The organism is Apibacter muscae (assembly GCF_007845595.1).
GTDB lineage: Bacteria > Bacteroidota > Bacteroidia > Flavobacteriales > Weeksellaceae > Apibacter > Apibacter muscae.
This window is the reverse complement of the sequence record NZ_SELI01000018.1, coordinates 36703-59404: the sequence shown is the minus strand read 5'-3', so window position 1 is coordinate 59404 and position 22702 is coordinate 36703. Positions and strand designations below refer to the sequence as shown.

Sequence of the window (22702 nt, the reverse complement as noted above, 5' to 3'; positions counted from 1 at the left end):
TAAAACAAATGCTTTGCTAAATTATAAATTCATTTTAAATTTAACAACGTATCTACCAACATGATTAATTTAATAATCATCAACATTATCTTTAAGCTATTTCAACGATTTAATAAACCGTCTGAACGAAAAAAATTGATGTGTTTTTTAGCAGTAAATAGTATTTAAAATTACTTTATTACTCTCTAAAGCTGAGTATTCAATAATTAATCCATCTAAAACTGAAAATAAATAAATGGTTGAATATCCGAAGATTTTACTTGCGCCACTAGTATAACCACTATAAATAAAAATAACAAGGCAACAAGATATGGGGCTTTTTCTATTTTTGTTTTGAATGATTCTTCCCATTCCACTGGAGTAAAATGCAGAATAAAACCTACTAACATAAGAAAAAAGACCAATTTATATCCACTTATCATTTGTACGAGAATATGGGGCTCAAATTTATAGATCACCTGCCCTAACATAGTCCAAGCAGTTTGCATATCTGAAACCCTAAAGAATATCCAACAAAAGCATACAAAATGAAAAGTAATTATTACAGCTAACAGATTAATCCAAATATTAGATTTTTTATTATTTTTTTCAGTTATTCCAAAAATATTCATGTAGGTTTTATGAATGGCTAATGCTAGTCCGTGCATGGCTCCCCACAATATAAATCGCATAGAAGCCCCATGCCAAAGCCCTCCCAACAGCATGGTGGTCATTTGATTGAAACTACCAAAAACTGCTTTTTTCTTGTTGGAAGAAAGTAAAATAGACAGGGAGAAAAATCCTATGAAAATTACAGCGATCAACATTTGCCAATAACTCTGATTTTGAATTCCTACAATTCCCCATACCAATAATCCTATAAAAAAGAGTACCGGAAAGAAATACCCAAAAAAATTCCCGTATCGGTTTCCTCCTAAAGAAAAATAAAGATAATCTTTTAACCAAGAGGATAAACTTATATGCCAACGATGCCAAAATTCTGTAATATTTTTTGCCTGATATGGGGAATTAAAGTTTTTAGGAAAATGAAATCCTAATAATAACGCAATCCCGATAGCCATATCGGAATAACCAGAAAAATCACAGTAAATTTGCAAAGCATAACCGTAAATACCAAAAAGGTTTTCTATACCTGAATACAATTGTGGCTGATCAAATATACGATCTACAAAATTAGCACCTATATAGTCTGAAATTACAGATTTTTTAAATAGACCTATGGTAATTAAAAACATTCCTCGCCCAATCATGGACTTAGTTATAATCGTAGGACGATTATACAATTGGGGTATAAAATCGTAAGCTCTAATGATAGGACCTGCTACAAGTTGTGGGAAAAAAGAAACAAAAAAGCCGTAATCTAACAGATTTTTCACGGGTTTAATTTTATTCCTATAAATATCTATTATATAACTCATAGACTGGAAGGTAAAAAAAGAAACTCCCACAGGAAGAAAAATATCAATTTTCTTATACTCGTTATGAGTAACAGCATTAAAAGAATCAATTAAGAAATTGGTATACTTAAAATGAACCAATATCCCTAAGTTTACAGCCAAACTAAAAAACAATAATATTTGTCTTGCAATCTTATTTTTTGCTTTGTACAAAACAAAGCCTACAAAAAAGTCGAAAAACACACAAAAGATAAGAACTAAGTAATAATAACCACTAGATCGGTAATAAAAATATAACGAGAATAGTATAACATAAATTACTTTTGGAAAGTGGGTACGATGTACTAGTGCATACCCTATCATAAAGAAAGTAAAGATGAAAACAAAAAAGCCGCTATTAAATATTAATGGCTCTAGGGGATTGAAATAAAATTGTTCAATTAATTTATGTGCATCTATATTCTGAATGAATTTTTGAAACACATTCAGTTCTTTTGCTTCATTACTTAGTGGTAACATATTCTTTGTAAGAATTTATTAAGGCATTGTACAATAATTCCCCTTGTAGTCTATACCCTTTCGCATTGTAGTGTATTAAATCTTTACTAATCAATTGATTATTTTTCCAATTTTGTGCATTTCCAGTAATTTCTTGTAAATCCCAAAAAGCTAATTGATTTTCTTTGCAATAAGCAACTAAAATATCTCTAACCCTTTTCAATTTAGGGTTTTGATATTTTTTATTAATATATGAATTGGCTGGAGTAGTGATTAAAAATGGAATTTCTGGATTATATTTCCTTAAATTAGTTATAAATTTATGTACTTCTGATTTGAAATCTTCCTCATCAAAATTTTTTCTAAAGGCCTCATTAGTTCCTAAAGAAATTATGATTAAATCAGGGTTTAAAAATGGAGTTTCTTCATTAAAGTATTCTGAGGTATCGTAATGATAATACTCTGCACCATTTACCCCTATGCTATGATAGACAATACCATTCTCCTCGTTTTCTGTATTTATGCCTAAGATGGTTGTATGTGTTTGTTCCAAACTTGTTTTTAAACTTAAAATTTTTACTTCATTCGTGGGTTGACTAAACTTAATTTTAGATACATTAGGATTCTTTTCATCAATAAAATTTTTTAGATTTATAACTTCTCCATGAATCAAATCTTTAGCAAATAAATCATAGCTTTTACCATCATTTTCAAAAAAAACAGTCATTGAAGAAAAAGCGTATTCATGGGGTAATCTAAATATAAAAGTTGAGGCTGAGTCCAAGGACTTTAAAGATATTCCTCCAATCCCCGTTGGTTGCGGTATTAATGGTTTACAATTTCTTTTGCCTTCCCATTTAAACTGAGAAGTAGAAATAATATCATCTGGAGAATTTGTTCCGGCAACTTTATAAGGTACTATTAATCCTCTTCCTGCATTTCCAAAAACTTTTTGCAACTGCTTACGTGGTACTTGGGTAATTTGATTGGGTTGCAAATGTGAATCTCCAATATGTAAGATATTAATTTTACGGCTCGATGCTTGATCTAGTTTTTTAAAAAAGGGCTGTAACTCTTGACAATTTTGGATTGCATTTTTATTCTCTTGAACAAATGAGTATGTATTTTCAATAGTTAATTGTGAACATCCATATTGAAACCCAAATAAAAATGCTACAATAAAAAAATAAATGGGCTTAGTTATTTTTATATCTTTCATATTCAAACAATAAACTTTTATATAGTGATGTACCTATTTCCTTACCTCCTAAAAAATTTAGATGTGTATAATCTAAATTAGCTTTGGGTGGTTTAGACTTAACATAATTAACCATGGAGTTCTCCCCACCCATTGCCTCATACATATTCCAGAAAGCAATTTTATTTTCTGCGGCTACGGAACGCTGTGCATCTATCATTAGTTTTATTGTTGGCATAGTCTTGTATTGACCATTAATTTTTCTACTTCTATCTCCTACACCTACTAACAATATTGCGGCTTGTGGATAAGCTTCTTTTACTTCAGCCACAACCTTATTCATCATACGGGTATACCAACTTAAGTCTTTAGTCTTTTCATTCACAGCGTTAATACCATATTGTAATATTACTAGCTTGTAATCTTGGATTTTATTTAGGGCTTTATGCATTTCATCTGAACTAGATAAAAGTGATAAGCCTGAATTCCCTCTTAATGAAAAATTATCTACATAAACACCAGAAGATCCTTCAAAGGAAACCCCGTAAAGGTAGGTATTAGGGGAAGTTGAAAATGATAAATTTACATTTTTTGCAGGGTGATAATTTACCTCAACTATATTCATCAACGTCCCTGCCTCTGCCTTTACTTCTTGAGTTTCTTTATCTGTCTCTACTTTAATCTTTAAAGTATTTGGAGTTTGATAAAAAAGTCGAAATCCAGGAATGTATTCTGTTTTAGATGAAAAATTAGTTCCATAAAAAGAAGCTTCATTTCCCGTTAAAGGAATTGTACATATTCCAAAGGGTGGATAAGGAATTTTTTCTTTAGGATTATGCACCGCATCAAAATTTTTAAAACCCTTAAAATTTTCTTTTATTGTTTGTCTAAATTGAGCAACTTCTGAAGCAATGGGAACCCATCCCACTCCACTTCCACCAAACTTTTCTTGCAACAAATCTCTAAAATCTCCAGATAAAATATCTCCTTCTATGAAACTATCACCAAAAAAGGCTATTCTAACTTTATCTTTCTTTAAACTTATATTTTGCAGATAATGAAATAAATTCCCAAAATAATTCTGTTTTTTAGAATAATCTTCTATACAGGTTTGTCCGTCTGGACATTGGATCTTATTCTGCGGTTTTATAGATACTATTGGTAAATTATCTTCTTCTATGAGTACTTCTTTTTCAACATCTGAGAACATATCTATAGTCTTCAACTCATATCCCATTATATTGATAGGAGGAAGATAACGCATAGCAATCAATCCCGCTAAAAAAATTAGGCATAGTATAGGAATATAAAAGGTTTGATCTTTTTTCACTTTCTTTTAAAAAAAATTAAATCTAAATAGTTAGTTTTGAAACATAATTATTTCACAATCTTTTCGTTACTATTATAAAATATAATTAATGAAAAACGTTTTTTTGGGTAGTTTTATTACATTTTTTTTTATATTTTCTTGCAACAAAGATAATACAAATCAACACTCTAATAATATAAATGTAAACAATTCATTAAAAACAAAATCTCAAGAATATACTATAGATACTAATATCAGTTCAGTTAATTGGACCGGCTATAAAATTGAAAAGTCATTAAATCTAAGCCATTTTGGAACGCTATCTTTTAAAAAAGGATTTTTAAAAACCAAAAATAATAATGTTGAAAGTGGAATTTTATATATTGATATGAATTCTATAAAAAACCATGACATTCAAAATTCCTCCCAAAACAATAAATTAATAAATACTCTTAAAAACAAAGATTTTTTTTCTGTCACTAAATATCCTATTGCTGAATTTGTTTTAAACTCTGTACAAAAAATTGATGGAAATTCTGACTTTAATTTTTCACTTATTGGTACTTTAAAAATAAAAGGTCAATCAAAAAATATTCGTGTTAAAACAAATATTAGAAATGAGAATGATAAATTATTTCTAAATACTGAGAAATTCTCAATCAACAGAAAAGATTTTAATTTAAACTATCAAGGATTGCCTAATATTCTTATTCAGGATCATTTTGATTTACAAATCAGCCTAGTTGCCAATTCTAAAAACACTTGCAACTAGATTTTCAATTTTAAAATTTACTGAAATTATTGCATTTTTGCACTAACATGATTGTTTGCATTGCAGAAAAACCAAGTGTTGCTAAAGATATAGCTAAAATACTTGGTGCTATACATAGAAAAGATGGATATTTTGAAGGGAATGGCTACCAAGTCACTTGGACATTCGGACATTTATGTACACTGAAAGAACCTCACGATTACAATCCTAATTATAAATATTGGAATTTAGAGGACTTACCTATCATTCCCTCTAGTTTCGGAATTAAACTAATTGCTAACCGAGGGATTGAAAAACAGTTTAAAATTATTGAAACTTTAGTTTCGAAGTCCGATGAGGTGATTAACTGTGGGGACGCTGGCCAAGAAGGAGAACTTATTCAGCGCTGGGTTTTATTAAAAGCCAAATGCAAAGCACCAATAAAACGGCTATGGATTTCATCTCTTACAGAGCAATCCATTCAAGAGGGTTTTCAGAATCTTAAAGATTCCTCTTCCTATGAAAATTTATATGCAGCTGGAAGTGCTAGAGCGATTGGGGACTGGTTACTGGGAATAAATGCTACTCGCCTGTTTACAAAAAAATTTGGAGTAAATAAAACTTTATTATCCATTGGAAGAGTTCAAACCCCCACTCTCGCCATGATTGTGCAACGACAAAAAGAAATTGATTCTTTTGTGGTTGAGGAATATTGGGAGTTAAAAACTATTTATAAAGATACAGAATTTAACGCCGATATAGATCGTTTGAAATCTCAAGAAAAAGCTAATAAAGGGTTAGAATATTTAAAAAAATACCCTTTAGTTATTCTTTCTTTTGAGATTAAAGAGGGAAGAGAAAAAAATCCTAGATTGTTTGATTTAACCTCTTTACAAGTGGAAGCTAACAAAAAGTATGGATTCTCTGCAGAAAATACTTTAAAACTTGCGCAAAGTTTATACGAGAGTAAATATATTACTTATCCTAGAGTTGATACGACCTATTTGTCCGAAGATTTATATCCAAAAATTACAAATATTCTTTCCAATTTAAAACCCTATGAAAATTTCGTCAATGCCTTACTGAATAACCCCTTACCAAAATCTAAAAATGTTTTTGACGATACAAAGGTTACCGACCACCATGCTATAATTCCTACCCATATATCTCCTACTAATCTTTCTTCGGATGAAAATAAAATTTATGATTTAATTGCCAGAAGATTTATTGCTGCATTTTATCCAGAATGTAAAATATCTAATACTTTAGTTACCGCAAAAGTGGGTGAAGTACCCTTTAAAACATCTGGCAAACAGATTTTAGAACTTGGATGGAGAGAACTTTATAAGAATGAGAGAAAAGACAATAATGGAAACGGGGAGAAAATCTTGCCCATTTTTATAAAAGGAGAAACTGGAAGTCATGAACCCTTTATACATCAGGGTAAAACCACCCCCCCTAAACCTTATACAGAGGCTAGTTTATTAAGAGCTATGGAAACTGCTGGCAAACAAGTGGACGATGAGGAAATGCGAGAATTATTAAAGGACAATGGCATCGGACGTCCATCTACTCGTGCCAATATTATTGAAACTTTATTGAAAAGAAATTATATTGAAAAGAAAAAAAAGAATATCTACGCTTCTTCAGCTGGCATAAGTTTAATTGATACGATTCAAAATGAGCTTTTAAAAAGTGCTGAATTAACCGGGGTATGGGAAAAGAAACTTCGTTTAATTGAAAAAGGTGAATATAAATTAGACATTTTTAAAGAAGAATTAATTCTCATGGTTAAGGAAATTACAAATGAAGTAAAAGCCAGTAATTATAAAAAAATATCAACAGAATCAGTTTCAACTTATAAACGCGAAAAAAATAACTCTCTTCCCCAAAATAAAAAGACCGTAATCAATGATAAATTGCTTTGTCCAAAATGTAAATCCAATACATTAATAGCGGGTAAATCAGCCTTCGGTTGTTCAGATTTTAAAAATTGCAATTTTAAAATTCCCTTTGTAATTTATGGTAAAAAGTTAACCTATAAACAACTGAATGATTTAGTTACCAAGGGAAAAACTTCTAAAATTAAAGGCTTTAAATCCCCAACTGAGAATAATTTTTTTGAGGATATCCTTTGCTTAGACGATAATTTTAGAATTATATTTGGAAATGAAAATCTAAAAATTGAATAATTATGGGATTTTTTAAAGAATTTAAAGAGTTTGCACTTAGAGGTAGTGTTATTGATCTTGCCATTGGGGTAATTATAGGAGGTGCTTTTAATAAAATTGTAAATTCATTGGTTGAAGATATAATAACTCCTTTAATTCTTGATCCGGCTTTGAAAGCTGCAAGATTAGACAACCTTTCTCAATTGGTAATTCCTGGAACTACTGTTAAATATGGAAATTTTTTATCTATAAGCCTTTCCTTTATAATTATTGCATTCTGTTTATTTTTAATAATCAAAGGAGTAAATAAAATGAGAAAAGATGAAGATGATAAAAAGATTGAGCCTACTCCTACTAAACCTTCACAAGAAGAGTTATTAACTGAAATTCGTGATTTATTAAAAAATAAAAAAAGCTAAGCCTAGGCTTAGCTTTTTTATTATAATTTATTTTTTTTAAAACCTCATTCCTAAAGTTAATACAAAATTGTTTTGAGTATATTGAACCTTTCCTAAAATTGGATTCTCTAAACTAAAATTAACATTTGTATTTTGTGAAGGATTAAAAAAGTCTCCAGACAAAGAGGTGTAATAATCCGATTTTATATATTGATATGCAAAATCTGCAAAGAATGGTCCCATATCATACCCTACCCCCAATGAGAATTTATTTTTAGCCCCTGCTAAATAGTTTTTCACATATACAGGATCAGAATTTAAATCAAAAGATCCAGCTATAGTTTTGTCTTTAACCGGAGAAGTCATATAAGAGTACCCTGCTCTCAATTTAAGTTCTTTATATCTATATTCTAAACCGGCTCTATATTCTTGAGAATTTTTTGTGTAAAGATTAATAAAATTATTATTCAATCTATAATCTATATCTCCACCACCAAAATTCATATTATTATTAAAATAATTTAAAAAATCAACATTAAATGCCAAGGAATTATCATCGTTAATTATATTGGAAGCATATGCACCACTCAAAACCAATTTTCCTGCAGTAGTATTCTTATTTCTATCATAATATACGTAATTACCTATGACATTATTGGATTCATCGAAATTATAAATCCATCGATAATCATTTATATTCGACCACCAAACAGGTGAGTGATAAGCTATACCTAATCTGATTTCAGGAGTAACCTTTCCTATAACCCCTACACTTAAACCAAAACCATTCGCTTCTTGGTTGTAAGGTGTTAGTTGTTCATTAAATGGCATATATTCACCATCAACAGAACTTCTTTGCGCATAGGTAGAATTTCTATCAACATTTAAATATTGCCAATCTAAGCCCACCCCAAAGTAAAACCTATCCATATAATTAGTTCCTAAACTAAATTTCATTTTAGATTTATATCCGTTTGTATATAAATCATAATTCTCCATGCTGTAGGATTGCATATCTCCATTTGCTCCTGGATAGAGATAGGATAAATTTTTATTTTTCCCAAAATAAACATCATTATCTAATCTTTGATAAGAATAATTAACGCCCAAGTTTACACGTAAGGGTTGTGATTCTTGACCTAGAGCTAGCACAAAACCAACTCCGGGAATATTAAAATTAGTATTTGTGGTCGAATTAGAAGCGCTTCCCATGGATGCCTTATTTTTATGAGACGAAACACTCATAGTTAAACTAGCTTCAGAGTTTCTAAAAATCCCTAATCCAGCAGGGTTGGTCTCAACAGCACTTATGTCTCCACCCAAAGCTCCCATAGAACCACCCATACCTATACTCCTAGCGGTTCCACTAGAGCTTGATTGATCTCCATATAAATTTAAAAGGTCTGAAACATCATTTGGATAAAATTGTGTAGTCTGTGCTTTTCCTATTTGGAATATCGCTAACAAACCCAATCCACATATTAACTTTTTTTTATTCATTATTTCATATTATTTAAAAAATAAAACCTGTTATCTATCTTCTACTTCCTACAGATCCGCTTCTTGCTCCACCACCCATAGAACCTCCTCTACTTCCTCCCATAGAACCGCTACCAAAACTACCTCTACTTCCTGCGCTTGGGGAAGAATAAGATGGAGACGATGAACGTGAACCCACTCCATAGCTCCTACCTGAATTTCCTATAGAACTACTTCTTGAACCTCTATTAATGGTACCTGTTGAACTTCGCGTTCCATTGTTAATAGTTCCTCCTGTGTATCCCCTTACTCTACCTGATGAATTTGCTCCTGTATTGTTAGGCACTCTTGAATTTGAATTCCCTATCACGCTTCCTCTAGTCCCTGATACCACTCCGCTTCTTGAACCAGAAATTGTTCCTGTTCTACCGCTGGACATCGTATTACTTCTTACAGACTGTCTTTGGATATCTCTTATTTGTTGGGTTCTTGATGCTGTGTAAGATCTACCTAAGTTTGTACTTGAGCTACTTCTTCCAGAAGTGTACGCAGATCTTGGTCCATAATTGGGATAATTGTAGTATCCTCCAGGACGGTTCCATGTAGATCCATAATAGGGTCTTCCTCCCCAATAATTGGAATAAGGTCTGTAATACCATCCTCCGTAAGGGTAGCCCCAATAACTACTACCCCAATATGGGCTTCCCCAATAGGAATTGCCCCATCCCCAATTAGACCAACCCCAACCAAAACCAATGGAAAAGCCACTGTTCCATCCACCATAACTGTTCCATCCCCAATAAGGATTTCCCCAGTACGAGCTATAAAATGGGCTATATCCTCCGTAGTAATAATTATTAACTATTGTACCTCTATCATCTCCCCATCCATTTTCATTATTCAGCCCATTGTATGTGGATGTATTTGAATTCGTATTGGAATTTGAATCGTCGTAAAGCAAATCACTAGCATTGGGTGTAGTATCTATGTATTTTTTTCCTATTCGAACATGGGACTGCTCTGTATCTGTAGATCCATCATCATTATACACATAACTGTAAGACTGAGAAACACTATTCGTTCTTTGTTTTTTTGGGGCTTTATTAGGATTATAGTAAACACTATCTTCTCCGGCATAAGAGGTTTGACCAACGTAACATGAAGTTAAAACTCCGGATAATAAAGTGGTAACACTTACCAACATTCCAAGCCGCATAATATTATTTTTAACAATCTTCATGATATTTTTTTTAATAATTTTATAAATTTTACCTTTGTAATTAAATAATAATTCATATATTTTGCTTAAAGAAGAGACAAAAGTCATACCAAGTAAGCCTTTTCTTAAATGCTACTATAAAAACGACACAATATCATTTTTAGTATGACAATTTAAGTATTATAAAGTTTAAAATTTAAAATAATTATGGCGACACTTACATCCAGAGAGGATGATTACAGTAAATGGTACAATGAATTGGTAATCAAAGCAGATCTGGCAGAAAACTCGGGAGTTAAAGGCTGTATGGTGATTAAACCTTACGGGTTTGCTATTTGGGAAAAAATGCAAAAACAACTGGACCAAATGTTTAAAGATACCGGTCACGAAAATGCTTACTTCCCTCTATTCATACCTAAATCTTATTTATCTAAAGAGGCGGACCATGTAGAAGGTTTTGCGAAAGAGTGTGCCGTAGTTACTCATTATAGACTAAAAAATGCCCCAGATGGTAGTGGAGTTATTGTAGACCCTGATGCTAAATTAGAAGAAGAACTTATTGTTCGCCCTACTTCTGAAACTATTATTTGGAATACATATAAAAACTGGGTAAAGTCCCACCGAGATCTTCCCATTCTTATTAATCAATGGGCCAATGTTGTTCGATGGGAAATGAGAACTCGTTTATTTTTACGTACTTCTGAATTTTTATGGCAAGAGGGACATACGGCTCATGCGACTAAAGAGGAAGCTGTTGAAGAGGCTAAAAAAATGCAAGGGGTGTATGCAGATTTTGTTGAGAATTTTATGGGGGTCCCTGTAATTAAAGGAACTAAATCTCCGGCGGAGCGTTTTGCCGGGGCAGAAGACACTTATACTATTGAAGCGATGATGCAAGACGGTAAAGCCCTTCAGGCTGGAACTTCTCACTTCTTAGGACAAAATTTCGCCAAAGCTTTTGATGTAAAATACCAATCCAAAGAAGGGAAACAAGAACTTGTATGGGCTACTTCTTGGGGGGTTTCCACCCGTTTAATTGGTGCTTTAATTATGACTCATTCCGATGATCATGGGCTGGTACTTCCTCCGAACATAGCTCCTATTCAAATAGTTATTGTTCCTATACATAGAACCGAAGAACAACTTGAAGAAATCTCTAATCTGGCCAATGATTTAAAGAAACAATTAAATCAATTAGGTATAAGCGTAAAATTTGATGATAGAACTGAATATAAACCAGGATGGAAATTTAATGAATATGAATTAAAGGGTGTTCCAGTTAGAATAGCTATTGGACCGAAAGACCTTGAAAATAAACAGGTAGAAATTGCTAGAAGAGATACATTAGAAAAACATTCACATCCCATTGAAGGACTCGTAGATCATCTTAAAAATCTATTAAACCAAATTCAAGAAAATCTTTACCTAAAGGCTAGAATTCATAGGGATTCCTTAATTACTAAGGTAGATAGCTACGAAGAATTTAAAACAGCGCTTAAGGAAAAAGGTGGATTTATCTCTGCACATTGGGATGGTTCTATGGAGGTTGAGGAAAAAATTAAGGCTGAAACCAAAGCTACCATTCGTTGTATTCCTTTAGATGCTCCAGAAGAAGAGGGTATTTGTATTTATTCTGGAAACCCTTCTAAAAAAAGAGTTTTATTTGCTATTGCCTATTAATTATTAAAAATTTTACAAACACTTTTTTTTAAAAAAAGTGTTTGTAAAAACTAAACAAATTACTTAGTTATTTATATTTACGGGTTCTTAATCGTATTAAAAATCAGAGTGGAAAAATATAATTTTATTTTAATTAAGTTTGTTCTTAATGAATTCAACTTTTTATAACCTAGGAATCCAACTACTTGGCATGGGAATGAAATTAGCATCACTTTTTCATCCTAAAGCAAAATTATGGATACAGGGAAGAAAGAATGTTTTTAATTACATACAAAGCAAAATCTCTAAAAATGATAAAGTTATTTGGATGCATGCTTCTTCTTTAGGTGAGTATGAGCAAGGACTTCCTGTACTTAACGCATTAAAAGATAGATATCCTAATTATAAATTTGCTGTAAGTTTTTTTTCCCCTTCGGGATACGAAGTGGTAAAAGATAAATCTTGGGCCGATGTTATCTTTTATCTTCCTTTAGATACTTCTCTTAATGCTAAAGAATTGATTAAGGCATTGCATCCTTCCTGTGCTATTTTTGTTAAATATGATTTTTGGTTTCAATTATTGAATGAACTTTCAAAGAATAAAATCCAGACCATTTTTATTTCTTCTATTTTCCGTGAAAATCAAATTTACTTTAAACCTAATGGAAAATGGATGGTTTCCATCCTTAAAAATATAAACCATTTTTTTGTTCAAAACGATAAATCTTTATATTTATTAAATTCCATACATATTACTCAAGCTACTGTAGCTGGAGATACCAGATTTGATAGGGTAAAGATGTTGTTAAATTTAAAACATGATTTGCCTTGGCTAGCTCAATTCAAACAGAATAATACATTGATAGTTGCTGGTAGTACATGGAAAAAAGACGATGAATTGTTTATAAACTTCATCAATTCAAATACTAATAAAAAGCTAAAGTTTGTAATTGCTCCTCATAATATGAATAAGGAATACTTTATTGATTTAAAAAATAAGTTTAATTGTAAGGTTTTATTCTATTCAGAGATTAACCCGGAACTTGATCTAAGTGATTTTTCAGTTCTCATTCTGGACACCATTGGCATTTTAAATTCGGTATATTCTTATGGAGATATTTCTTATGTAGGAGGAGGGTTTGGAAAAGAAGGTGTTCACAATGTTTTAGAACCTGCGGTTTATAAACAACCCGTAATTTTTGGACCGATCTATGATAAATTTATAGAAGCAGAAGAATTGTCTAACTCAAACGGAGGAATAGTTATCAAAAATCAATCAGAGTTTAATTCAATTATTAATTCTTTAGTTTTAGACCCTGATTATAGAAATTCTTTGGGAGGTAAAGCTCAAAATTATGTATTGAATAAACCTAATTCCACCCAAATTATAGTAGATTATTTAGACAATCAATTATAAATTTTCTTATTTATTTTTTATATCTATTTTTATAGGATAAAAAAATATAGGATTTTTTATGGATAAAAACCCGTATATCTTTTATTTATTATTTTTAATTATAGGAATTTTTTTAGGAGATTTTTTATCATTTAAATTCTATTTTTTAATCTCCATATTAGGGATACTTTTCACTACTTTATTCTTTATTAGAAAGAGCATAAAGCTTAGAATTACTTTCTCAATACTTTTATTTATTTTTTGGACTGTCCTTGGAACTACTTTAGTTAAAATAAACTCATATTTACCTCTGCATCATTATATTCATTTTAAAGAGGATAATGCTATACAGTTCATTTCTGTTACAGTTAAAGAACAAGGCAATTCCAATTCTAAAAGCAGAAAATATGTTGCAGAAGTAAACCAAATTGCTAACAAGGACAAATTTTATTCCACTTGTGGAGATGTGTTACTTTTAGTAGATAAAGAAAAATTTAATTCTGTTTTAACCTTAGGGAACCAATATGATTTACTTGTAGAATTGAAAGACCCAATCAAACCTTTAAATCCACATCAATTTAATTATTCCCAATACTTGCAACAACAATACATTTTGCAAATGGCTGATGTGAAAAAAATTCTGTCGATAACCCCTCATCAATCCATTCTATATAAAATAAAAAATCTTAATCAGAGAGTTGTTGAAAAAATAAATCATTCCAATCTTTCTAAAGAATCTAAGGAATTTTTAAAAGCTTATCTACTCGGCGATCGTTTTGAAATGGATAAGAATACCTTAGAGGCTTATTCCCAATCTGGAATTATGCATTTAATAGCCATTTCAGGAATGCATATTGCTTTTATATTTAGTATAATTTTCTCTGTTTTTCATTTATGCTTAGGGAGAAAAAAGAGAACTTTAGTAATTATAATTTCTCTTTTCTTTGTTTGGTTATTCGCAATATTGGTAGGTCTTTCATCTTCAGTATTTAGAGCCTGTTTAATGATAAGCTTGTTTTATATTTTTGAATTATTAAAAAGAATTTCAAATATTTATCACAGCATTGCTCTTTCTGCCATTGTCATTTTATTAATAAATCCTTATGAAGTCTATTCCATTGGTTTTCAATTGAGCTACTGCGCTGTATTTTTCTTATGTTGGCTTGCTAAACCTCTATCTTTAATACTAAAAACCAATTACAAAGGATTCAATCAATGGATTATAAATCCATTGTCTGTAACCCTTGCGGCACAATTGGGTACTTTGCCATGGGTAATCTTCTATTTTCATCAATTCTCCTTACTATCCATACCATTCAATTTTATCATTATTCCTTATTCATTTATCATTACTTATGCTTCAATTGTTGAACTTTTATTTCTTTATCTGCCTAATGATTTTCATTCCTATTCTGCATTTATTTATGATTTTCTAATAAAATTACTGGTAAATTCAACCTCATGGATTTCTTCACAAAATACTTTTATGTATAAAAATATTCCTTTGGGACTAGTGGAAGCATTATTTTTAACTTTCAGCTGTGTAAGTATTCGATATATATTTAAAAGTCCTTATAAACTCAAATACTTTTTTCCTTTTTTATTAAGTTTAATAGCTTTTCAAATTACTAGATTAAGCTTAAAAATTAAAAACGATTATAAAAAGCAAGTGATCGTTTTTCATCACACTAAAACTTTAGTGGGTTTAAGAAACGGAAATCAACTTTTAATTTTAAAAGATTCAACTCTAAACCTTTCTGATATACAAAAGCATATTCTTATTCCTTACGAGGCTGGTGAAAGAATTTCGAATACTGAATATAGAAATTTTTATTTAGATAGAGATTATTTTTGGGAAGGTAAAATCATTAAAGCTTTAAACTATAAACAACTATCAACACTAAATACAAATAAGACAACAATTATTGTATCTTCTTTTGAACCGTCCATAAAAAAGTCAAATTCTCATTCAATAATTATCTCAGATTCTCAAGCTACAAAAAGTAATGATTTAGGAGTCCCTTCCAAAGAAAATGTATGGATTACTAGCAAACAAGGGGCTTACATTACTTCCCTTCCTTAGCATAATATTCATCAATTTGACTTTTTAAATCCTTTAGAGCTTCCAAAAAGTCTTGAGCTGGAAAATATCCTGTAACTACTGTTAATGTTTGACCTTTGTTGTCTACTAAGGCTATGGATGGATATCTTAATTCTCCGTTCAAAAGACTATAAGCCAAAGACTGCACTCCCACTCTACCGTCGGTAACCCAAGAATAATATTTCCCTTTAAATTTTATATCGTCTTTGGATTCTGCGTTAAGCTTTACAGGTATAAAATTTTCATTTACGTATTCTGCCACGGACTGATTGTTAAATGTATTTCTATCCATCAACTTGCAAGGTCCGCACCAATCCGCATAAACATCTATCAACATTAAACGTTTATCGCCCTTTTGCTGTAAACTATCTGCATTTTCAATATTCATCCAATTGATTAAATGATTTTCTTGGCTTATCAAAAAATTTAATGAGAATATACTTATAATTATTACTGAAATAAACTTCATTTTAAAAGTTGGATTTAATTTTTACACTAATATAACTTACTTCTACAAAAGTAAAAATTAATCTCATTTAATTAATTTTAAATTCTTATTTTTGGTTCGTATAAAATTTATATTTTTTACTTTAATAATTTAATTATTATATTTATTTTATTTTTTTTAAATAATATTATAACCAAATTAAAACTAATATTGCCATAATGAGATTTTTTTTTTCTTTCTTACTTTCATTACTTTTTAGCCTTAAAAGTCTATTCGCTCAAGAAGTTATTGTACCCAATGTTACCATAAATGATCATAATGGTATTTCTGAAATCATAAACATTGACTGTGCTTACAACTTTTACAACGACCAACCCAACAGAATTAAATTAACTGCAAACTATAGCGATATACGAGTCACCAATGACTACACTGTAGCTTCAATAGAGTATAATCCTGTAGTAGATTTTGGTGCTGGATCTTTAATTCATATTGAAAGAAAAGATGGCATCAGAGATGATGCTTTTAGCTCCAAAATACCATTGCCTTTTAAATTTTGTTTCTACGGAAAAGAATATTCCAGCATTGTAATTAGTGACAATGGGGTAGTTAGTTTTAATACTTTGTATGCCAATGAAGAAAATCCTTACACGATTAGTGGAAGCATTCCAAATTCTAGTCTTCCTATTGCTTCCATTTTTGGAGCTTATCATGACATGCAACTAGTGGATGAAAATAAGGCTAGTAAAGATTTGGTAAAAATATATGTGGTGGGTACAGCTCCTTATCGAAAATTTATTATCAATTACAATGAAATTCCACAATTTAGTTCAAACAAAAAGTCTACTTCACAAATTGTTCTTTATGAAACTACAAATGTTATTGATATTTATGTAAAGAATAAAGATTTAAACAGCACTACAAGTAAAGAGCGGAAAGCTTTAATCGGTATTACCAATGCTACTGGATCTAACGGTATTGCTGCCCCAGGAAGAAATACAGGAGAATGGGAAGCAAAAAACGAAGCTTGGAGATTCTTACCTTCAGGCAGTTCAAGCATATCTGTTAAGTGGTACGACAGTTATAATAAATTAATTGGTTCGAATCCTACGTTGGTTGTTAATCCCAGCGTAGATACAAAATATAAAGTTGTTGTTACTTATAGCTTATGTACTACAGTTACTAAAGAATCCGAAATTGAAGTTAAGTTTTTACCAGACTTTCCAACCGCAAATAACGTGGAGATGGACCAGACTGCAATTCCATGTCTAAACGAAGGTGAAACGGCTGAAGTGGATTTAACCAAATTTCAAAAATCTATAAATAGCAGGGACGATCTGAAGTTCGTCTATTACACTTCATTATCTGGGGCTGAAAATGCAGAGGAAAAATATTTAATTGCTGATCCTAAACATTTCCAGTATAATTCTGATAACACTACCGTTTATGTACGTGTAATAAAAGAAAAACTTTGCTACACCACTTCAACAATAAAACTACGCATAAATAGAAAGCCAAAAATACAGGACAATAAAACCTTTAATTTTTGCAATACCAGCTCTAACTCCCCCCTTACTATTAATCTTATTTCAGATGTTGCCCATCAGCTAAGTGGTTTTTCTAGTTCCACGATGAATATAAAATTTTTTAATAACCAATCAGATGCAGCCTCAAATAAGAATGAAATTGTAAATCTTAGCAAATACCCACTTTCTTCATCAACAACTTTATATATAAGGGTTTGGAACAAAAGCTTTAACGACTCCAATTGTTCAAATATATTTTCAGTAAACCTGAATTTATCCTCTAGCTTGCGTTTAGTTGACAATCTTGAAAAACTAGTTTGTTTTCTGTTGGAAGGACAAGAAATCGAAATAGATCTCACTCAATTTGAGCAGGAATTATATGTGAATCCCGATGGTAATAATATAAATAACATTGTTAAATATTATACTTCTCCTATTTATAATAGCAGCTATGAAATTAAAAACCCTAAGAGTGCTAAGATTACACTAGACGGTATTGTGTTTGTAAAAATTACGGACCCTACCACCTCTTGCGAAGGCACAACTACAATTCATTTTAGAGCAGACGGAGATTGTGATGGAAATCCTGGTGGAGGAGAATTAGCAGGAGACGGGGAAGGACCAATATTATGTGATGTTCCAGAAGGTACTCATGAAATAGATTTAATAAGGAACTATTTTATATATCAACTCCCTAAAGGACTTACTTTAGACGATATTGAAATTTTAGATATTACTGACACGAATAACAAACTTGTTGAGAACCCTTACACCATTGAGTACACACCACCGTCCTATCAAAAAACTTTCATCGTTCGATATAAAATAAAAGACACAGGAATAATTACCCGGAATAGCTTTTCAGTGCTACTTACCACTAAACTTAAGTTTAAAGAAGAATACTTTAATGTATGTAATTATGAAAATGCAGACTCTAAGGAAGTTATAATTTCTCTTGACAAAGAATTTAACGAACTATATAAAAATACCAATTATAAATTATTATACTTTAAGTCTATTGAAGATATAGAGAATTATCTTAAAGATCCATTCAACAATCAAGATCTTCCTATTACAACCATTCAATTGTATTCTAACAAATACGTAAAAGTTTATGTTTTAATGAATTACGATAGATGTTCCTACAACTACGAAATTAATTTAAAACTTGAGAAGATGGATACTGTTAATTTAGATTATACCATTTGTGATTTTGGGGGGGATAATTATGAAAAAATAAACCTCAAACTTTACGAAGATGATGTAAAAAAACTGTTTAACGGTACTTCAAAAGATATTTTTGAAATTGTTTATTTAAATGTAGAAGATCCTAAAGAATTTGAAATGAAATCTAGCCCTTCTACCATAAGTTTAAGTGTAAGAAAAAACAACGGTTGCGCATATAAAATAACATTAAACTTCACCTTTACTACGGCTGTTGCCCTGCCTAAAATTATCAATCTTTTAAATGTTTGCTATGATGACACGGACAATAAAACCGATCTAAGTTTGGTACTGAGTGAAATAGCAGAAAATACTAGGATAATTTTTTATTCTGATGAATATGCAGCGGAAAAAGGAGATGAAAATTCAGAATATTACATTGGAACATACGGAAATCTAAACCAACCTCCTCTTTACCAAGTAAAAGAAGAGACCACGATATTTATTCGTGTAGAAGACCTTACTACTGGATGTTTTAAAATTATTCCTTTGCCTGTAATTCCAATAAAAATAGAGGACTTGAGTAGTAATACAATATCCATTTGCGATTATGAAGAACCTAACATTGAGAACATTAAGATTATAGATATAAAAAATTATTTAATACAAGCCAATAACTTTTTAAAAAAAGAAACATTGGATTTACAATTCTATCTTAATGAAAAAGATGCAAATGAAAATAAAAACGAGATCGCAACTTTCATACAGGCAACTCCAACTACTTATTTATATTTAGTAATTACTGATTCTCAAACCGGTTGCCGTAGATTGTTTAAACTAAATTTTGAACTTATTCCTCCCCCAGTTATTCAAACCAATAAAGAATTTTGGGTTTGTGATAACGCTTCTAAGAACAGCAATAATACAACACTTGAAAAAATTAATTTAAATCAATTCAATTTAGATTTTATTACTGAAGGCACTGAAAATGATTATTCATTCTCATTCTCGTACGATGAGTACTTTGATCAACCTGTTGGAACATCTGGCATCGCAACCATTTCTTCATTTCCAATTACTTTATGGGTAAAGGTTACAAACAAAAAAACCAATTGTTACACTGTAAGTCCGTTTACCTTAAAAGCATATCCTTCGATGGAAAATGAATTTCAGAATAAGTTTATAAATTTCTGCGCTGATGTTAAAACGCAAATTATCGATTTGAAGGATTTAGCAAAAGATATGGTAATTAACCCAAAAAACATAGCTTTATATACCATTACTTATCATTATACTTTACAAGAAGCTGGAAATAATTTAACAAGTACTATTTCTCAAAGTTTAATTGATAATGGAATTACTGTTTCTGACAAAGATGCTTTCTACATAAAGTTTACCAACTCTACCACTGGATGTTTTATTATAAAAAGGCTGGATGTAGTAATCAATCCAACCCCTAAAGCACAAGTAATTTTCCCTTACTTGTGTGACGATACAGATGGAAAATTAGATGGAAAGTTCCTTATTGAAGATTTAAATGATTACAAACAATTTAGATCTCAAATAATTACGGGAGAACTGGAAAGTGTAATGGACAAAGTATATGACTTTAGTTTCTATAGATCATTAACGGATGCTGAAAATAAACAAAACAAAGTAAACCATAAAAACTTTACTCTTACCGAGTCTGAATTAACAGCCCCCGACACTCCCGGAGATCCCTATTTTTATCAATTATGGGTGAGAATAGACAACAAAGAAACTGGATGCTTCTCTTTAGTTTCAATCATGTTTAATATGAATCCGAAAGTGAATTTAAAGAAAGAAGTTGTTGAACTGACAGAATGTGATAAGGTAGGATATGGAAATAGTATTTTTAATCTTACTCTGGCAGAAAATAACTTAACAGATCTTATAGATGCTCAATTTAGCTATTATTTATCTGAAGATGAGGCTAGAGATAACCAAGCTGTTCCGATAAATAATCCTTTAACTTATACCAGTCGAATAACTAACGATAAAGAAGGTATATATACTATTGATTATATCTATGTACGAATTAAAGACCCGAAAGGTAATTATTGCGACCAAATTGCTAAGATTAAACTTCGTACTTATCCATACATAAAGATTACCAATATTCCGGAAATTACCATTTGCGAATTTCAATCCGACGGAAAAACAGAAAATACTATCAATTTAAATGATGAAACTAAAGGTCTTCTATCTGGATTAGACTTAGCCATACAAACAGATTTAGAGATAAGTTTTCATACCAGTAAAGAAAATGCGACAGGAGATATCTCCATCCCATCCTCAGAAATTGCCAATTATAAACTTCCTATAGGTATTACAAAAATCTGGGTTAAGTTCAAAAGTAAAACAACACAATGCTACCAGTTACAAGAGATAACCATCAACAAGCTTGAAGCACCAAAAATTAATTCCGTAAACTATATTTTTTGTGATGACAATTTAGATGAAATCTATGAAGTTTCATTAACTGAATTGGAACATTTAATCCTTTCTAATCATGAGAACTATGACATCGGCTTCTATGAAAATTCCACCGATGCTGAGCTCGGTAACCATGCCATTGATAAGAATAGATTATATATTATTCCTTTTTCACAATTCCCTAAAAAATTAGCCATCCGTGTTATTGAAAAAAACACTTCATGCGTAACTACGGGAACTTTAATACTAAATACTAATCCAAAAATAAATCTAATAAATAAAGAAGTGGAATTAGTTGGTTGTGATGAAGATAACGACGGATTTTCTTCTTTTGATTTAACTTTAGTTTCTGAGGAAATATCCGAGGATTCAGACATTTCCTTTTCTTATTTCTCTACTTTAGAAGATGCTCAAAATAATCAAAATCCAATTTTAAATTTCACCTCCTATATCAATAAAAAAGCCATTGAAGATTATGTTTATGTTAGAGTAGAAGAATATCCGGCAAACCATACTAGATGTCATTCTTTAGCTAAAATAAAATTAAAAACGTATTATTCCACCAATCCACTACCTGCTGAAGATTTTATTTGTCCTAGGGGTAAGGGTACTTTAGATGGAGGAGATTATGATTTCTGGGAATGGTCCTTGAACGGTAAAGTAATTAGCAATCAAAGATATATAGACATCTCAGAAACAGGTATTTACACGCTAAAAGTTAGTAAAAACCTAAACTATGGCATCACATGCCCTTCTACCTTTACCATAGAAATTAAACTTTTAAGAGAACCTGTTATTATGGAATTGAAACAGGGCAAGGATTATATTACAGTAATTGCCCAAGGCCCTGCACCTTTAGAATATTCTTTGGATCAGATTCATTGGCAGGATGACAATACTTTCTCTAACTTATCCGAAGGTATATACACCGTTTATGTCCGCTCAAAAGCCAATGGGTGTAATTCAATATCTTCCAAAGGAATAATATTTGGAATACCTAATGTAATTACTCCCAATGGAGATAGACACAATGATGTTTGGAGACTTGGTGGATTAAGCATGTTTAATGGCGAATATTCCCATATAAAAATTTTTAATCGCTATGGTAAAATTGTATTTGAAGAATCCTCCAATACTTATTTCTTATGGGATGGAAAATATTTAGGCAGAGTTTTACCAACTGCTTCTTACTGGTACATTATCACTATTGCAGATGGAAGAAAATTTACGGGATGGATTTTACTGCGAAATTATGATGATATCGATACTTATAAATAAATCTCGATAAATTAAAAACAAAAGGCAAGGTTATAACCTTGCCTTTTGTTTTTCTAGTTATTTAAATTATATTAATAAAAGTAAAAATTAATGAAAACTAAAGCCTTTAACCTTAGTATATATAATTATTCAATGATGAACTTACAAAACAATTAGTTTTTCAATAATTAATTTTAAAAATTCTTTGGTAAAAAAAGTCTTTAAGATTAAAAAATTCACATATGCTAAACATAAATGATATAATTTTTATTTA

The 22702-nt window shown here is 30.8% G+C and carries 13 protein-coding genes; 7 read left to right on the top strand and 6 right to left on the bottom strand.

Annotation, left to right across the window (positions count from 1 at the left end):
* Window positions 1–215: 215 nt before the first annotated feature.
* From ETU10_RS05625 to ETU10_RS05615, 3 genes are read right to left on the bottom strand one after another with little or no spacing between them, the layout of a single operon-like run.
* The gene (locus ETU10_RS05625) at window positions 216–1916 is read right to left on the bottom strand and encodes an MBOAT family O-acyltransferase (protein ID WP_146310534.1); all 1701 of its coding nucleotides are present in this window, start codon (window positions 1914–1916) and stop codon (window positions 216–218) included.
* Entirely contained in the window at window positions 1900–3114 is a 1215-nt protein-coding gene (locus ETU10_RS05620; protein WP_146310532.1) for a GDSL-type esterase/lipase family protein, read from the bottom strand. The genes ETU10_RS05625 and ETU10_RS05620 overlap by 17 nt, the downstream gene beginning before the upstream one ends.
* The gene (locus ETU10_RS05615) at window positions 3092–4423 is read right to left on the bottom strand and encodes an SGNH/GDSL hydrolase family protein (protein WP_146310530.1); all 1332 of its coding nucleotides are present in this window, start codon (window positions 4421–4423) and stop codon (window positions 3092–3094) included. Before ETU10_RS05615 ends, ETU10_RS05620 begins: the two co-directional genes overlap by 23 nt.
* An 88-nt stretch (window positions 4424–4511) precedes the next feature.
* On the opposite strand from ETU10_RS05615, the gene ETU10_RS05610 reads away from it, so the two are divergent.
* The 3 genes from ETU10_RS05610 to mscL are packed head-to-tail and all read left to right on the top strand — an operon-like array spanning window position 4512 to window position 7743.
* Window positions 4512–5174, top strand: a complete 663-nt coding sequence (locus tag ETU10_RS05610; protein ID WP_146261888.1) for a YceI family protein — start codon at window positions 4512–4514, stop codon at window positions 5172–5174.
* Between the two features lie 47 nt (window positions 5175–5221).
* Window positions 5222–7345, top strand: a complete 2124-nt coding sequence (locus tag ETU10_RS05605) for a type IA DNA topoisomerase (protein WP_146310528.1) — start codon at window positions 5222–5224, stop codon at window positions 7343–7345.
* A gap of 2 nt (window positions 7346–7347) precedes the next feature.
* Window positions 7348–7743 (top strand): large conductance mechanosensitive channel protein MscL, encoded by a 396-nt coding sequence (mscL, locus tag ETU10_RS05600; protein WP_146261890.1) that lies wholly within the window; start codon window positions 7348–7350, stop codon window positions 7741–7743.
* A 36-nt stretch (window positions 7744–7779) separates the two neighbouring features.
* Here the strand turns inward: mscL and ETU10_RS05595 are convergent, their stop codons facing one another.
* Window positions 7780–9222: an OmpP1/FadL family transporter gene (locus ETU10_RS05595; RefSeq protein WP_146310526.1), complete on the bottom strand. Its 1443-nt coding sequence runs from the start codon at window positions 9220–9222 to the stop codon at window positions 7780–7782.
* A gap of 34 nt (window positions 9223–9256) precedes the next feature.
* Window positions 9257–10441 (bottom strand): hypothetical protein, encoded by a 1185-nt coding sequence (locus ETU10_RS05590; RefSeq protein ID WP_146310524.1) that lies wholly within the window; start codon window positions 10439–10441, stop codon window positions 9257–9259.
* Window positions 10442–10627: 186 nt separating this feature from the next.
* Between ETU10_RS05590 and proS the strand changes: the two genes are divergently transcribed.
* The 3 genes from proS to ETU10_RS05575 all read left to right on the top strand — a co-directional run bounded on the left by proS (window position 10628) and on the right by ETU10_RS05575 (window position 15558).
* Window positions 10628–12100 (top strand): proline--tRNA ligase, encoded by a 1473-nt coding sequence (proS, locus tag ETU10_RS05585; RefSeq protein ID WP_394344703.1) that lies wholly within the window; start codon window positions 10628–10630, stop codon window positions 12098–12100.
* Between the two features lie 148 nt (window positions 12101–12248).
* Entirely contained in the window at window positions 12249–13496 is a 1248-nt protein-coding gene (locus tag ETU10_RS05580) for a 3-deoxy-D-manno-octulosonic acid transferase (protein WP_146310520.1), read from the top strand.
* A gap of 58 nt (window positions 13497–13554) precedes the next feature.
* The gene (locus tag ETU10_RS05575) at window positions 13555–15558 is read left to right on the top strand and encodes a ComEC/Rec2 family competence protein (protein ID WP_146310518.1); all 2004 of its coding nucleotides are present in this window, start codon (window positions 13555–13557) and stop codon (window positions 15556–15558) included.
* Here the strand turns inward: ETU10_RS05575 and ETU10_RS05570 are convergent.
* A complete protein-coding gene (locus ETU10_RS05570; protein WP_146292033.1) occupies window positions 15542–16045 on the bottom strand; it encodes a thioredoxin family protein in 504 nt (167 codons plus the stop codon). The genes ETU10_RS05575 and ETU10_RS05570 overlap by 17 nt on opposite strands.
* Window positions 16046–16242: 197 nt before the next feature.
* Between ETU10_RS05570 and ETU10_RS05565 the strand changes: the two genes are divergently transcribed.
* Window positions 16243–22449 carry a T9SS type B sorting domain-containing protein gene (locus ETU10_RS05565; RefSeq protein ID WP_146310516.1) on the top strand — a complete coding sequence of 2069 codons (6207 nt, stop codon included), beginning with the start codon at window positions 16243–16245 and terminating at the stop codon, window positions 22447–22449.
* The last annotated feature ends 253 nt before the right edge of the window (window positions 22450–22702 follow it).

What these genes read in the sequence shown, in the direction of transcription:
- ETU10_RS05625 (WP_146310534.1), bottom strand. Translation starts at nt 1,916, where the DNA reads ATGTTACCACTAAGTAATGAAGCAAAAGAACTGAATGTGTTTCAAAAA.
- ETU10_RS05620 (WP_146310532.1), bottom strand. Translation starts at nt 3,114, where the DNA reads ATGAAAGATATAAAAATAACTAAGCCCATTTATTTTTTTATTGTAGCA.
- ETU10_RS05610 (WP_146261888.1), top strand. Translation starts at nt 4,512, where the DNA reads ATGAAAAACGTTTTTTTGGGTAGTTTTATTACATTTTTTTTTATATTT.
- ETU10_RS05605 (WP_146310528.1), top strand. Translation starts at nt 5,222, where the DNA reads ATGATTGTTTGCATTGCAGAAAAACCAAGTGTTGCTAAAGATATAGCT.
- mscL (WP_146261890.1), top strand. Translation starts at nt 7,348, where the DNA reads ATGGGATTTTTTAAAGAATTTAAAGAGTTTGCACTTAGAGGTAGTGTT.
- ETU10_RS05595 (WP_146310526.1), bottom strand. Translation starts at nt 9,222, where the DNA reads ATGAATAAAAAAAAGTTAATATGTGGATTGGGTTTGTTAGCGATATTC.
- ETU10_RS05590 (WP_146310524.1), bottom strand. Translation starts at nt 10,441, where the DNA reads ATGAAGATTGTTAAAAATAATATTATGCGGCTTGGAATGTTGGTAAGT.
- proS (WP_394344703.1), top strand. Translation starts at nt 10,628, where the DNA reads ATGGCGACACTTACATCCAGAGAGGATGATTACAGTAAATGGTACAAT.
- ETU10_RS05580 (WP_146310520.1), top strand. Translation starts at nt 12,249, where the DNA reads ATGAATTCAACTTTTTATAACCTAGGAATCCAACTACTTGGCATGGGA.
- ETU10_RS05575 (WP_146310518.1), top strand. Translation starts at nt 13,555, where the DNA reads ATGGATAAAAACCCGTATATCTTTTATTTATTATTTTTAATTATAGGA.
- ETU10_RS05570 (WP_146292033.1), bottom strand. Translation starts at nt 16,045, where the DNA reads ATGAAGTTTATTTCAGTAATAATTATAAGTATATTCTCATTAAATTTT.
- ETU10_RS05565 (WP_146310516.1), top strand. Translation starts at nt 16,243, where the DNA reads ATGAGATTTTTTTTTTCTTTCTTACTTTCATTACTTTTTAGCCTTAAA.